At 39.5% G+C, this 15,476-nt stretch carries 10 protein-coding genes; 4 read left to right on the top strand and 6 right to left on the bottom strand.

Annotation, left to right across the window (positions count from 1 at the left end):
* Positions 1–228: 228 nt before the first annotated feature.
* Together H6G28_RS25355 and H6G28_RS25350 are read right to left on the bottom strand one after the other, a co-directional pair.
* On the bottom strand, positions 229–2,283 hold the full coding sequence (locus tag H6G28_RS25355) for a carotenoid oxygenase family protein (protein WP_190675189.1): 2,055 nt from the start codon (positions 2,281–2,283) through the stop codon (positions 229–231).
* A gap of 24 nt (positions 2,284–2,307) precedes the next feature.
* Positions 2,308–3,666 carry an AAA-like domain-containing protein gene (locus H6G28_RS25350; RefSeq protein WP_190592868.1) on the bottom strand — a complete coding sequence of 453 codons (1,359 nt, stop codon included), beginning with the start codon at positions 3,664–3,666 and terminating at the stop codon, positions 2,308–2,310.
* A 249-nt stretch (positions 3,667–3,915) separates the two neighbouring features.
* Here H6G28_RS25350 and H6G28_RS25345 point away from each other — a divergent pair, with 249 nt between their 5' ends.
* Positions 3,916–4,332 carry a GFA family protein gene (locus H6G28_RS25345; protein ID WP_190675186.1) on the top strand — a complete coding sequence of 139 codons (417 nt, stop codon included), beginning with the start codon at positions 3,916–3,918 and terminating at the stop codon, positions 4,330–4,332.
* 232 nt (positions 4,333–4,564) lie between these two features.
* Here H6G28_RS25345 and H6G28_RS25340 read toward each other — a convergent pair whose 3' ends face one another.
* The 3 genes from H6G28_RS25340 to H6G28_RS25330 all read right to left on the bottom strand — a co-directional run bounded on the left by H6G28_RS25340 (position 4,565) and on the right by H6G28_RS25330 (position 7,507).
* The gene (locus H6G28_RS25340) at positions 4,565–5,479 is read right to left on the bottom strand and encodes a TauD/TfdA dioxygenase family protein (protein ID WP_190675184.1); all 915 of its coding nucleotides are present in this window, start codon (positions 5,477–5,479) and stop codon (positions 4,565–4,567) included.
* Between the two features lie 85 nt (positions 5,480–5,564).
* A complete protein-coding gene (locus H6G28_RS25335) occupies positions 5,565–6,365 on the bottom strand; it encodes an SDR family oxidoreductase (RefSeq protein ID WP_190592865.1) in 801 nt (266 codons plus the stop codon).
* A 521-nt stretch (positions 6,366–6,886) separates the two neighbouring features.
* On the bottom strand, positions 6,887–7,507 hold the full coding sequence (locus tag H6G28_RS25330; protein ID WP_190592864.1) for a tetratricopeptide repeat protein: 621 nt from the start codon (positions 7,505–7,507) through the stop codon (positions 6,887–6,889).
* Positions 7,508–7,901: 394 nt separating this feature from the next.
* Here H6G28_RS25330 and H6G28_RS25325 point away from each other — a divergent pair, with 394 nt between their 5' ends.
* Genes H6G28_RS25325 through H6G28_RS25315 form a run of 3 tightly spaced genes read left to right on the top strand, consistent with a single transcriptional unit; the run spans position 7,902 to position 9,441 of the window.
* Positions 7,902–8,615: a rhomboid family intramembrane serine protease gene (locus H6G28_RS25325; RefSeq protein ID WP_190675182.1), complete on the top strand. Its 714-nt coding sequence runs from the start codon at positions 7,902–7,904 to the stop codon at positions 8,613–8,615.
* Complete coding sequence (locus H6G28_RS25320; RefSeq protein ID WP_190675181.1) at positions 8,609–8,752, top strand: hypothetical protein; 144 nt, start codon at positions 8,609–8,611, stop codon at positions 8,750–8,752. The genes H6G28_RS25325 and H6G28_RS25320 overlap by 7 nt, the downstream gene beginning before the upstream one ends.
* 11 nt (positions 8,753–8,763) lie before the next feature.
* The gene (locus tag H6G28_RS25315) at positions 8,764–9,441 is read left to right on the top strand and encodes a rhomboid family intramembrane serine protease (RefSeq protein ID WP_190675179.1); all 678 of its coding nucleotides are present in this window, start codon (positions 8,764–8,766) and stop codon (positions 9,439–9,441) included.
* A gap of 102 nt (positions 9,442–9,543) precedes the next feature.
* On the opposite strand, the gene H6G28_RS25310 is transcribed toward H6G28_RS25315, so the two are convergent.
* Complete coding sequence (locus tag H6G28_RS25310) at positions 9,544–15,342, bottom strand: ATP-binding sensor histidine kinase (protein WP_190675177.1); 5,799 nt, start codon at positions 15,340–15,342, stop codon at positions 9,544–9,546.
* Positions 15,343–15,476 lie beyond the last annotated feature (134 nt).

The following is a 15,476-nucleotide window of genomic DNA, read 5'->3' as shown; positions in this document are numbered from 1 at the left end:
CACAATTATTTAGAAGACGCATTTCGACTTCTCCCCAAGGGAGACGCTACGCGAACGCTCAATGCTCGATAAACTGACTAGAAGAGGGTTGAGCGAAGTCGAAACCCTGTCATCTCAAGTTAGTTTTAATTTAGTCCTTCTACTTAGCAATCTAAATGGTTTACAAACATCTCTCTCCCTTATCTATCCCATCCTCCTTGTCTTCCTTGTCTCTGTTACTATATGTGATTACGGTTTAATCGCTTGTTCAAAATTAGGGTAAACATAATCTTCAAATAATTGCTCAATCTTCGGATGTTTTTTGGCTGCTTTTGCTACTAATTCTTGGTAATCTTGGCGGACATCAAGATAATAATTTGCTTGGCGTTTGCCAATTTTTGGTAGCCAAGCAGTATGCAAAGTCATCGCAAAATGAAGTGGCTGTTGAGATGGGGGACTGGATAATCTACATACAGGGCCTTTAGATAAATGATTGGCATCAAAAATCCAATATTCATTTTCTTGTCCATGCCAAACTGTGCAAACAATATAACCATCTGTGGGTTTTTCTGCACCACGATATGGCATAAACTGAGGCGAAAGCACTACATATCCTGGTGGTAGTTCGTAGCTATCAACAATTGCTGGTGATTCTGTGGATGAAGCATGAAGTCTAAACAAGTATGCTGGTACGCCACTACGTGCCATGTCTAAGACTTTTTCAAGAGGAATTAAGCGATTTTTGTAATTTTGATACTGAGTGACAACAAATTTGGTCATTAAGTCTTTCCATAGCCCAAAAGAACACCAATAAATATCATCTAGATATTTTAAAGGTTGTCCTTGAGAATCTTGGTCAGGATAAGTATAAAGGTCTGTACCCCAGGTACATTTAGCATCAGAAATAATGTGCGACTGGAGAATATTTCCGCTTTCTCCATGAATTACATAACGTCCCATTCGCCCAAGATCAACTTGACCAGGTACCATTCCACACAAATCTTCTGGTTTATATTGAGGATAAGCAGAAACATCATATTGTCTTACCCATTCCGAGACATCCATACCAGCAATATGCGCGGCATTCAGTGTAATATTTCCTTCAGGATTTTCGTAATCTACTAAAAAATGTGCTGCTTCTAATGGCAAGATAACTTTTTTGACTGTTACTGTTTTAGTATTTGGTTGCAACTGATTCCGTGGCACAATATAAACTGCCGAGTATGGCAAAGGCGGTTCTTCTAATATATCTCTGAGTATGTTTTCCAGGCGTTTATAATGGGGTAAAGGATTATTTAAGACTTGTTCTACCCCCATCGTAAAAGATGTATCCATAATCACGATATAGTCTTTCGTGACCCCGATTTGGTGTATAGTTTGTTCAATTTTTACGGGAGAACTATCAGGTAAAACTAATTGCCACTGTTTTAAAGATGTTGCCCCATCCCAACACATAACAGAAACAAAGTCTTTGATTTTTATTGGTGATTTATTGAACCATTTGAAGTAATTGCCATAAAGATAGCCAAATATTGATAATAAAGATTGAGATACAGCATTTAAACTACTTTTAAGCAGTTTCGGTTGCCACAAGTTACAGATATTATGTAGCCATTGGTCAATCAAGTGAATAACAGCAATTGAGTCTAAAAAATTAAATAATGATCTGCCATAATTAACTGTAAACATCTCTTTGCTATGAGGGTCAAAAGCAGGATGGGCAGTACTCAAAAATGGTTGAAAAGGTGCATTATATCCTTGTACTTCTGATTGCCATTCTTGATTAGATCCTACTGGGGTAACAACATCGAGACTTTCAGTATCAATTTCATAAGGACGGCCAGCATCGTAGGTAACTAGTAACCTTGCTGGTGCATCTTCGGAAAACTTCATCGGGAGAAAAGCTGTGTTTAGCTGGTTACGAATACCCAATGGAAAGGAAAATCTCGTCAGTCCATGATTACTAAAACGAAATTTTTGATACTGAGAGACAGAATCAGTTGCTTTGTCAGCATAATAATCAGGTGGTTTGGCTATGCGCGTAGTTAATTTCACTTGATTTTCGGTATCAAAATCTAGCCGATAAATCATCCCGTCGCCGCACAATAAAGAATCTCCATCAGGATAGGGTAAGCCGCCAGAATTAACAGTTCCTATGGAAGTAACCATAAAAACATGCCCCTGCACATCCGTGGGGAGAGTTCCTTCGAGGACTTGCAAGGGTAGCTGGTTATATTCATATTGATTAGCATTTCTTATTGATGGTGGAACTGGTGGAGAGTCTTGGAAATTACTGGTAGACATAGATATTTATTACACCTGATGATTTTAGGAAACAATTGATTCTGGCTGGTAATGCAGGCGATCGCAGAAATATTCGGCATACAACCTACAGCTAGGTGTAGCTTGATTTCCGTAGAGATTAACCAACCCCATACTTTGCAACTTGAACGCTTGCTGTAGATGTAATTCCACTGGTTGAGGGGATTTAATCACCTGTGCAAATGTGTCCACTAGTTCTGGATTTTGTTGGAGATTCCACCACTGTTGTTGCAGATGTTCACGATAAATGCCATCCGAACTCAGAGCAGTTGATAACAACTCTTCTACACTGATACGGTGTTGCCATAAATAATAACAAGCTAATCTCACAAGGTAGGGTTGACCACCGACCAAATCGAAAAGTTTTTCTAATGATTGCTCTCCAAAATTCAACCCATAGCGATCGCCTAAAGTCTGAACTTGCTCTTTGTTGAAGTTATGTAATTCAACTGGTAAACCCACATTAAAAGGTGACTTATTCACACTCAAGGGAATATATACTTCTGTAGCGTGGGCTACAACTAGCCGTAATTTTTTCCAAATTTCTCGATTTTTAGCTTCTTCATGCCAAGCGCGTAACAACCCAAAAAAATCATCAGCTAAATCTGGATATTGAAATAAGCGATCGACATCATCCAAACCCAAAACAATTGGGTTAATTATTTTAGCTAAAATATAATGTTCAAAATAAATTTTGGCGCTAATTTTGCTTCCAAATAGCTCATCCCAATAGTCTGCTAGTTGGTTTTGTAAATCCAAACCCAGACTGATACTTGCACAAAACCAACGTAAGAATTTATCTAAATCTTGAAATATGGCTGTATCAGCCAGTTGAAAACTTAAAGATACAGTATGATAACCCTCATTATTGGCAGACTGAAGAATTCGGGACATCAATGAAGTTTTCCCCATCCGTCTTGGGGCTTTAATTCGGATTAATGCTCCTGGTTGCAAAATAGCTTTATAACAATTAGCTTCAACGGGAGGGCGTTCTACATAAAATCGAGAATCAAGCGGTACTTGACCTTCTGGTATTTCTGGTTCTGGTTCTGCTGCTGACAAGTTAGTACTTAAAGCTTGATTTCGCTGTGGTAATTCTGGAAGACAATAGTCACTCTGCTCTAAAACTAGATTAAACCCTTGAAAACAGTACTTTAAAGTTTGCTTGTCTACTCCTACTTCACAAGCAAATATCTTCATAATTGAATCGACTGATAAACCTGTGCGATCGCTCAATGCTTCCAGAGTATACCGATGACCATTATTTTCCCGAATCTCTGCTTCAGACTTAGCTGTTTGAAGTTTCTTTAATCCTTGAGGTGTTAGAAGTACACCTCGTCTGCGTCGAGCTTTATTTGCGTACATTGTTATTATCAAGCCTGATCAGCACAATCAAAAAGAACTAAAAGTTCTGTTCAATATTTTCGCAAATTCAGCATGATTTGTTATGTTTAGTTCTTTATTCGTTTCTGTGTTCATGAGAAAATCGGCTGACAATTATTCGTTAAATTCTGCATTAGCTCTTTTATAGTGCTGAAATTTGAGTAGGGCAAATCCTTGAGTTACAAATATTGCCTACCTAACATATTCTGTCAACGTTGGTGGAGAAATGATATGGCTGAACTTGTAAGCGGAGGGTGTCTCTGCGGCTATGTGCGATACGAGTATAATGGCGAGCTAGAATCAGCAAATTACTGCCATTGCCAAGATTGTCGAAAGTCCACAGGTAGTGCTTTCAATGTTGGTGTGCGTGTACAATCAATGGGCTTGCATATTGTCTCAGGCAAAGTGAAAAGTTATACAAAAACTGGTGACAGTGGCGGCACAATTATTCGGGAGTTTTGTCCAGAGTGCGGTTCGCCACTATTTACCAGATCGCCAGCCAAGCCTCAGTTTGTTTGGATTAAAGCTGGAAGTCTTGACAATCATATCTCTATTAAACCAGTGCATCAAATCTGGACTGATTCAGCAGTTCCTTGGGCTTATATTGCTGTTGATCTGCCTAGTTTTCCCCGGAATCGTGATGTTTAATGATTTTTGTAATTTTTGTATTTCGATGCGATCGCTAAATCCTAGTTCCAATACAGCCACCCTTGCTATACGTGCGTAGGGAGAGTTAGGTGTGTAGAAGAGTTTCATAGTTTACAAATAGATAAAGGCAGCTGCATATATAGTTTGCAGACTGCCACAAAAATATTGACTACTTCAGGAAATACAGAGATGAGAGGTGTAAAAACTGACTGTTTCCGACTCAAAAGCTCAATTAAGCAAGAGCAGGTTCGCGTCGATTGTATACAGAAGCATCTCCCTTAATGGCTTCGCTGTGCTTACCATCAATCCCAACAGGAACATCACCCACAATCGTGACTCGCTGAACGTGACGGGGTTGATTGCCGTAGTCAGCAATTGCATAATGTTGTGTAGCGCGGTTATCCCAAAAAGCAACATCGCCAACTTGCCAACGCCAACGCACTGTATTTTCGGGGCGAGTTATGTATGCTTGCAATAATTTGATAATTTCATCAGATTCATTCTGTGATAAACCACGAATGCGGCGCACAAAACCACCAATGAACAAGCCGCGTTCTCCCGATTCAGGATGGACACGTACAACTGGATGTAAAGTTTCATATACGGTGGAAGTGAACACCGCCCGATGGGCTAATACATCTTCTGGTAAATCAATCACAGCTGCGGCATAGTCGTAGGCGTTACTGTGTACAGCCCAAAGTTGATCAGCCAGGTCACGTAGTGGAGTTGGTAAATCTTGATATGCAGTTACTGAGTTTGCCCAAATGGTATCGCCACCATTTGGAGGAATCACCAACGCCCGCAAAACAGAGCCGAGTGGTGGACGGTCTACAAATGTCACATCAGTATGCCAGTTGTTAGCACGGCTGGAAGTGCGGCTGTAATCAAGGTCAAGAACTTCTGGGTGTCCTTCTAAAGAAGGAACGGTGGGATGAGCTGTGGTGATTTCACCAAACCGCCGCGCAAAAGCTACTTGTCCATTAGCATCAAGTTGTTGACCACGAAAGAAAATTACTTTGTATTGGACGAGGGTTTGGCGAATATCGCTGATTAACTCATTGCTGAGGTTTGCACTCAAATCAATGCCAATGATTTCTGCACCGATGCGTCCAGCAACTGGTTTGATATCAAAATATTGAGAACTCATGATGATTCTAGACTCCAGAAAAATTCGTAAGTTAAAACTTGCTCTCAGATTGATGTCTGAGGATTCCTAATGAGCAGATTTAGTTCTAAACGCCAGGGGTAGAACCGCCATCCACCAGAATTTCTGTGCCTGTAATAGAAGCGGCTAAGTCAGATACTAAAAATAATGTGAGTGCAGCAATTTCTTCTGGTGGTACGATTCTGCCTAGAGGAATTCCTTGCAATGTTTCTTCCTTGGCTTGTTCTACACTAATTCCCCGTGCTTGGGCATTCTGTTCGGCTAAACGTTCGGCGCGTTCGGTGGCTGTTGCACCGGGTGAAATTGCGTTGATCCGAATGTTGTGTTGAGCTAATTCTTTGGAAATTCCCCGTGTGAAGTTGAGTAAGGCGGCGTTAGTTGTACCACCGGGCAGAAAACCAGGGCGGGGTGTTCTACCTGCACCACCGATGATGTTGACAATTCGACCATCACGGCGATTTTTTTGATGGGGGACAACAGCTCTCACTAAACGAATGTAGCCCAATAACTTTAAGTTCCAAGCATCGAGAAAGACATCATCGTTGAGGTCGAGAAAGGAACCTGCACGGGCTGAACCAGCGTTGTTAATTAAAATATCAATTTGACCAAACTGCGCCAAGGTTGTAGAAACAACTGTATCTACACTGGCTGCTTGAGTCAGATCAGCACTGATAGCAATTACTTTCGCGCCTGGAGTGGGTAGAGATTGAATGGCGCTGACGGCGTTCTCTAGTCGTTCTTGGTTGCGAGCTGCGATCGCAACATTCACACCCTCACTATAAAGAGCTTTCGCAACGGCTAACCCAATCCCCGCACTACCACCAGTGACGATCGCTGTTTTCCCTGCTAGGTGTAACTCTAAGCTCATAAGAATTAATACTCCAATTGGGGAAACATCAAATTTCCAACAACTCTTCATATTGCTGATTCAGCACTGATTGTTGTTGATTTTTAAATGCACTAAATTTATTAAGTACTATAAATCTATCGATTTACCGTATTTAATGTAGAAAAAGTTATCATAAGACAACCTCCAGAAGCAAGACCCCTAGAGATTTCGGATTTAACCTGACTAGGACTTACAGATGAAAATGAAAAATTAACAGTGGGGGACAGGGTGAAGAGGTGTAGACATCCAAAATCTTTACAATGTTTTCACAAATATTGGCAATATCAGTATGTCTCCCAATGACATTCCCTATCTATCAGTTGATACTGGGTAAATAAGATACCAAATTATAGGGTTCCAGGTTAGTCATCTGGGCAGCTATCAGGGGGTAGGTGCTTCGTCACAAGCGAATGTCATCTACCCCTTTATGTATTTGATAATAGGTGATAAATTACAAGTTTTATCTCAGCAGAATCAAGAAAGTGATAATACTGATGAACTTACAACCAATCGCGTAGTTTTTGATGTACCTGCGCTAAGTACCACATATAATCATCAATTTGATATTGAGTAGCAGCTTTGACTATATATTCTTGTGCTAAATTCAAATTATTTTCTGATTCATACAATAATCCTAAATAAAGATGACTATAAAATTTACCCTTAATTCCTTCTGATTCACCAATCTTTAAAACTTCATCAGGAGTACAATCACCAGCAAATAAATTATAAACAAATCGCATAACTCTTCTGGGGTCATTTTTGACTTTTAATAGAGAATTACTTGCGGCTTCTTTACCTTGCCAACGAGCTATACATAAATAGCGCCACACAGTTTCTTCAACATCATTAGCATTCACCGTTAAATCAATTTCAAACTGTTGAGCGCCTTCAGCAAATCTTTCTGCATAATAGTAAGATAAGCCTCGTTGCCAGAGATATGGTTTAAGCCGAGGTTCGATATTTTCAGCCGTGTCGAAATCTTGAATTGATTCAGCAATGTTAGCTAATTGAAATTTCACCATACCCCGCCGAATATAAGCTTTGGGATTATTTGGTTGACGGCGAATTAGATCATCCCAATCTTGAAGTTGATTTTCTAAAGAGTTGCTGAAAAACATGGATAGTTATTTTAAGTAATGAGCGATGAGTAATGAGTTATGAGTTATGAGTTAATAGGACTTACACAGAATTAGGAAAAAACGTAGACTTGCACATGACTTACCACAGAGTACCGCAAAGGACGCATAGAAGTAATAGGGGCTAATTTTACAAGAACGGCTAGGATACGAAGTTAAAGAGTTTGAGGGAGTTTCTACGTAAGCCCTATACTCATAACTCATAACTCATAACTCATAACTCATAACTCATAACTCATAACTCATAACTCATAACTCATAACTCATAACTCTTTTTGCGTAAGTCCTGATTAATATCCCAGCCAAGAGGTAGAAGAAATAACCAGCAATATTCGGTAATTTGGGGCTAGTTTATCAAAAATTAGGAAAAGCGCCCGTGGTTCCCATTAGAGATAATAATCCTACAGAAATTACCCCTTATGTAACTTATGGCTTAATTGCTGCTAATGTTCTGGCTTTTATTTATGAAAGTAGCCTTCCGCCCCAAGCATTAGATAGTTTTTTCCATCTGGCGGCTGTAGTTCCCCGTGAACTGAGTTTAAGCTTTGCTGGAGTGTCTTTGCATCAAACAGTACCAGAATGGGCAACTTTAATCACCTCACAGTTTTTGCATGGTGGCTTACTGCACTTGGCTGGCAATATGTTGTTTCTGTGGATATTCGGTAACAACGTTGAAGATAAATTAGGTCATGCCAAATACTTATTGTTTTATTTAGCTTGTGGTGTGTTAGCGTCTTTGACCCAGTGGTACTTCTCCCAAGATTCTAACATTCCATCTTTGGGGGCTAGTGGTGCGATCGCCGGAGTTATGGGCGCATATATTCTCCGGTTCCCCAAAGCCGAAATTCTGGGTGTTGTACCTTTAGGCATTTTCTTCCCAACTTTCCGAGTTCCCGCCTATTTCTTTTTAGGATTTTGGTTTCTCCAACAATCTTTCTACGGACTTGCTAGTTTAGAAGCACCTACTAATATAGGGATGGAAAGCGGCGGTATCGCTTACTGGGCGCACGCAGGCGGCTTTATCTTTGGGGCTATTCTCGGCCCAGTTTTGGGTTTATTTAGCGACAAATCCCCCGAAGAATCGTGGTAAAGCTAAGACAAGTTTGGATTATTGATTTTAGCAAGCAATATTCCCCACTCCCTACTCCCCACTTTCTCACAGGTGCAATTATCAAAATTGTTCAACTGCCAGCTACACAAGCTATATTGCAGTTAATTGATAATTAGGAAAAACACCTGTGTTTCCACTCTATGACGAAAATCCAACGCGAATCAAACCGTATTTCACTTACGGTTTGATTGGCATGAACGTTTTAGTTTTTCTTCATGAAGTGAGTTTATCTAATGCCCAGTTGAATCTCTTTTTCAGTGAGTATGCTGTAGTACCCAGAGAATTAACCTATAACTTTTCTGGTGAGTGGATAACTTTAATTACATCACAGTTTCTCCACGGTGGTTGGTGGCATTTGATATCCAATATGGTCTTCCTGTGGGTCTTTGGCAACAACATCGAAGACCGTTTGGGTCATTTCAAATATCTGATTTTTTATTTGGCTTGCGGTGCTTTAGCCGCTTTGTCCCAGTGGGCGATAGGAATTGAGTCTCCTATTCCTTCTTTGGGGGCTAGTGGTGCAATTTCTGGAGTTTTAGGTGCATATTTAATTCGCTTTCCTCATGCCAGAATTACAACCTTAGTATTTTTAGGTTTTTTTGTCACTACAATTAGCGTTCCCGCACTGGTAGTCATTGGCATTTTCTTTATACAAAATGTCATCTCTGGTCTCGCCAGCCTGCAAGCTGCTGCTAATATGAGTGTCCAAACTGGGGGCGTTGCTTATTGGGCGCATATCGGTGGCTTTGTGTTTGGAATTATACTTGCGCCCTTGTTTGGTTTATTTAAACGTGACTATGAATAGGACTATCAAGAGTACTGATTGCTGAGTATAGAGGGTGTAAGGGCTTCGCCGTGAACTTCAGCAAGCCCTAGGTATTCAAAATCCTTACACCCTTTTTCTAGCTCACGCTGGAATTTCAATCATAAATTCTGTACCTTCGCCTAAAACAGAATTGCAACTTAACTTACCACCATGAGTATCTTCGACTATTTGTCGAGCTATAGCCAATCCTAATCCCGTCCCTTTACCGACTCCTTTAGTAGTAAATAAATGGTCGAATATTTTTTGCTTCACTGACTCACTCATTCCTTTACCATTATCAGCAATTGAGATTTTGACGTATTTATCTGCTATCAATGTTGTAATTGTAATGCGGTTAGGATGAGCTTGAATTTCTGCAAAACTCTTACCAGTATTTGATTCATCTAAAGCATCAATAGCATTGGCAAGAATATTCATAAATACCTGATTTAACTGTCCAGGAAAACATTCTATTTGGGGTAAATCACCATAATTGGTCACAACTTCAATTGCTGGACGTTGTTCGTTAGCTTTGAGGCGATGTTTGAGGATTAAAATTGTGCTGTCAATGCCTTCATGAATATTAAATGGTACTTTGTAATCTTTATCTGCTCGTGAGAAAGTACGCAGACTAGTGCTGATATTTTTCAGGCGATCGCAAGCCATGACCATTGCATCCAGCATTTGTGGTAAATCTTCTAAGGTATAATCTAAATCAACTTCTTTAGCATGGTGTCTGATGTCATCGCCGGGATTTGGGAGCGTTGCTTGATATAGTTCCAGATGTTGGATAATATCTGCAAAGGCGGGTTTAGTTTGTTGTAGTGTGGCATAAATAAACCCAAGAGGATTATTCATTTCATGGGCAACACCAGCCACAAGATTACCCAAGGCAGACATTTTCTCGCTTTGGACAATTTGTAAGTTTGCCTGTTGTAATTCTTGTAAGGCTGTGGCTAATTCTTGGGATTTTTGTTGAATTTTGGCTTCAGCTTGCTTGCGATCGCTAATATCTTTAGTAAACACGAAATTGTATTCTTTATCCTTGAATTTTACATAGTTAACATTGACTTCAACAGGATAAATCTTGCCAGATTTATGCCGATGACAGCTTTCAAGAGTGAATGAACCTTGTTCACAAATATCTTGCCAATGCTCTGGCCATGATTCTTTCGGAAAAACCGGATCGAAGTCAAAAATGTATTTACTAATCATCTCTTCTTTACGATATCCCAAACCTTTACAAGTAGCATCATTGACATAAAAAATCCGCCCATCTGGCTCAATCCACCAGACAGAAACATTTGTTTGATCAATGGAAATTTGATTGAGCAATGCTTTTTCCATTGCTTGTTGCATTTGTTGGTAAAGTCGCGCATTTTCTAAAGCTATGGCAGCTTGAGCAGAAAGTATCTGAATAGTTTGTAGACGTTCTTGAGTAAATACTCCTGCTGCGGCACGACTTTCTAGATATACTATGCCTACCAAATTGCCTTGGTTAAGAATCGGTGTACACAAAACACTCTGGGGTTGATATGTGAGCATATATTCTCCAATCAGCCCAGGAATATCTGTTTGGCAATTATCTATGACAATTGTTTGTTGTGTATTTTTGACGTAATTGATAATTTTGACAGGGATATCTTGATACTCATCAAGTGACTCTGCGGAAATTATTGTTTGTAGAGAATTAATTTCCGCATTAATTGAGGTAATGGCACGAATTTGTAAAACATCATCCTGATTGAGAATTAACGCAGATTTATCAGCACCAGAGTTTTGCAGGATAATTTGGGTGAGGTTGGTAATTAACTCATCTAATTCGATGTTGCTAGAAATAGTTTGCGCTGCTTTGAGTACGCTGGTAAAGTCCAGGACATCGGAAATAGCCGTGTTATTGCTAGTAATATCATCTGGAGTCAATATAGATTTTAAAGGAAGGGGAAGGGAAGTAATAGTTTCCCAGGAATTTAGTTTGATCTGTTTTTGTTCGATGATCAGTTTGAGTAGTTGAGGATAGCGTTTTTCTAAATTCTCTGCTTTTGCTTTTGCCCCCCAAAGAGCATAACAATAATATGCTTCTTGCATATATGCTTGGGCAACTTTTTCTTTACCCCATTCCAGGTAGAATTTAGCAGCCAGTTCGTTAGCTAAAGCCTCATCTTGAATAAATTTGTTGTCTTTAGCTAGGGAAATAGCGCGATCGTAACATTCAATCGCCTCAATTTTGTTACCCAATACCCGATGATGTTCTGCTGCGACTAATTCCCAGCGATGAAGATGATTACAAGCCCCTAAATTTGCCCAATGTTGTAGTTTATCTTGATGTTGTTGAACTCGTAGCAAGATTGTCTGACGGTCTTTTGTGGATGCGGCTGCATACTGAGTTAATTGAATCAGCGCATCATAAAAGGAATAAAGGGGAATGACGAACATCGCCACCCCACCGTCTATATATTGGACAGCTTGGTCAGATAACTGAACAGCTTCTGCTTCCTTGCCAAACAAATAATAGAGAAACATTTGGTTGAGATGGGACATCAGCAAAGCACTACGTTGATTAGTCGCTTGCAGTTCTGGAAGAGATTTGTGGACATCGAATATTGTTCCAGTCAGGTGATATGGTACTTCTGCTCGTCCCAATAAATTGAATACAGTTTGTTGATAAATTTCTAGCCAATAGCCAGTTCCTGTTTGCTTGTATTGATGAATAGTATTAAGATAGGTGTTCATCTTTTGGGCAAGTTCGGTTAATTCCTGCCCTGCGTGATAGCTGTAATAACAATATGCTGCCGCATTAAAACAAGCCGTCTCTACCTCTCCAGTTTCTAACCCACTGGTGTAGGCTTCTTGTAATGGCAGTAAAACTTCTGCTAAGGGAGTTTTCCAATGTTTGATGAAGTGATGAACCACATACCAACTTCTGGATTTAAAGCGTGTCAGTTGAATTTTCTCTAACAGGCTCAAAGCTAATTCACCAAATAAATAACCGTTGTCAATATCGCCAACAATACCACACAGCACTAAGCCATAATCGACATAAGAAAATATAGAACTAGGGCAATTACCAGACTGGATAGATAATTCGATTTGCTTACCAATCATTAATGGCATGAAGTTAGGAGAACCCATATAGGCAGCAGGGACAAGAACTGTCAAAAGCTCCATCGCGGCTAACAGATGTGGATCGCTCATAGTTGGTAGATCGAGCAATTCTAGAGGTGATTTATCTGTCCAGAGCGATCGCGTTAGAGCAAAAGCTTGTCCAATATCTGCCTCATTGGGTTGTGCAGGAAATTCAATTCCTAGAGAGCGTAGCACCTGTAATCCAATCTCAACAGCGTATAAGAATTGCCCCTGAGCTTTAGCACCTAAAAACCGAGTTTGTTGAACTTTGATAGTATCAAGTAAGGTTTTTGCTTGTTGCAATACTACACTCGCCCAGCGTTCCATCTGCTCAAAGTCAGTCTTGACATAGCTGGCTTCGGCAATTTCTTCATAGAGTGCCAGAGTCAGGGGATAATGACTTTGCCAAGCAGTACCAGGCAACAATTCTATCCCTGTGCCTAGATAGTTAATGGCTGCATTATAGGCGGTAGCAACTTTAGCTTTGCGTCCAGCCGCGAGATTTAATTCAGCTAAATTTTCTCGATCTTGGGGCGTTGTGATAAGAGCAATACCAAAATTTAAATGATTAACAATATCAAATAATCGTTCTTCCCTGTCACTGGGGTGAGAATTTTGTAATAATAGCCGACCGATTTGCAGGTGAGTGGTTTGTTTCTGCTCGTCAGCAATTAGCGAATAGGCTGCTTGTTGTACTCTGTCATGTAAAAATTTGTAGGTGACAGTTTCTTGATTTTCTAATGTCTGTGACTGGGTTTCTTGTCCAACATAAAACTTATAAACTTCATTAATTGGTAAAATCAACCCCTCTTGTAATGCTTTCCACAATGCAGATGCTGTTTCAATTTGAGATTGTTGGGAAACAATAGCCAAGGTATTTAAATCAAAAGAGTTACCAATACAAGCTGCGAACTGTAACACATATCGAGTTGATTGTGGGAGTTTTTGTAGTTGCAAACTCATAAAAGCAACAACATCATCTGTCACCGCTTGGGTTTTTATTTGGGTGATGTCACATTGCCAGCATCCTAACTCAAAATTAAATGTAATTAATCCTTCTTGATGCAGTGCTTTGAGAAATTGCGTAGCAAAAAATGGGTTTCCTTGAGTTTTTTGATAGATTAGTTCAGAAAGATTCTCCGCTAATTTTTCTGGAGATTTGAGTGTATCGGCAACTAACTGATTGACTGTGTTTTGAGTTAGTGGTTTTAAAGTAATTGTATTGAGTTTGGCTTGTTTTTTGTGCAGATCAAGCAAAGTCAACATTAATGGATGTCCTGCTGGGACTTCGTTATCACGGTATGCGCCAATTAATAACAGATGACTGGTATCAGCCATTAATAACTGGATTAATTTTAATGATGCCGAGTCTGCCCATTGCAAATCATCTAAAAACATCACTAAGGGATGTTCTTTGCTGGTAAATACTTGGGTAAATTTTTGAAATAATAAGTTAAAGCGATTTTCGGCGGCTGTTCCTGATAATTGTACGGCTGGGGGTTGTTCGCCAATAATGTTTTCTAGTTCTGGGATAACGTCAATGATTACTTGGCCATTGTCACCCACAGCTTCTAAGATTTTGTGTTTCCATTGCTGAATTTGGACATCATTTTCGGTTAATAGTTGCGCCATTAAATCTCGGAAGGCTTGGACAAATGCACTGAGGGGAATATTGCGATTAAATTGGTCGTATTTCCCTTTAATAAAATAACCGCGTTGTTTAACAATAGGTTTATGTACTTCGTTGACAACGACTGTTTTCCCAATTCCAGAGAAGCCGGCTACTAGCATCATTTCTGTCGCACCCTGACTGACTCTCTCAAATGCTGCTAGGAGGGTGTTGACTTCGGTTTCTCTGCCATAAAGTTTATCAGGAATAATGAAGCGATCGCACACATCCCGTTGTCCAATCTCAAAGCTTTGAATTTCAGCAGTTTCTTTGAGTTGAATTAAACATTTTTCTAAATCAAATTTCAATCCCAACACACTCTGATATCTGTCCTCAGAATTTTTCGCCATTAATTTCCTGACAATTTCTGAGATAACTGAAGGGATATCTGGATTAATTTCATTTACTAATGGTGCTGTTTTAGCAAGATGAGAATGTACTAATTCCATCGCATCATTAGATGAGAATGGTAACTCTCCCGTGAGTAATTCATAAAAAGTTACACCGAGGGAATAAAAGTCTGTACGGTAGTCAATCACTCGGTTCATTCTCCCTGTCTGTTCTGGAGAAATGTAGGCTAATGTTCCTTCTAAGACATTAGTTTTAATTAAGGTTTGGGTTTCTCGTGGTAATAAAGATGCAATACTAAAGTCAATTAATTTAACTTGTTTGGTTTGGGGGTTAATTAAGATATTGCTGGGTTTAATATCTTTATGAATTATCCTTTCTTGGTAGAGTAAGTCTAGGATGTTACAGAGTGCGATCGCTATTTCTAAAAATTGCTGGAGAGATATTCGGGGTTCTCTCATTTGCCACTGTTTCAGAGAAATTCCGCCAAAGTCTTCTAGTATCAAGACATAACTATTTTGATATGCTTCTAAACTATAAGTTTGAACAATTAAATGTGAGTTGAGATTCTTTGTGATGGTGTATTGGTTACGAAATGATAAGAGTTCGCTAAAACTGGGATAAGGATTTTTCAGCACTTTCATGACTACAGGTAATGAGTCAATTTCTCTGTATCCCCGGTAAACCAATGTTCTCGCACCATTATAAATTTCTTCTGTGATTTGATATCCAGGAATACTGATCAGAGTAGTTATCATACCTATTAAAGCCTTAAAATCTCTGGCTTTAGTATTCCCAGATACAGACAATATTTTACCGGCGAGTTTAAATTACCTACCTATTTTACAATTTTCAGTCTGATTACGTATCTTTGAACAACCTGAGAATACTG

The sequence above is a fragment of the Nostoc sp. FACHB-190 genome (genome assembly GCF_014696905.1).
Taxonomy (GTDB): Bacteria; Cyanobacteriota; Cyanobacteriia; order Cyanobacteriales; family Nostocaceae; genus Nostoc_B.
This window is presented reverse-complemented; position numbering and strand designations above follow the sequence as displayed.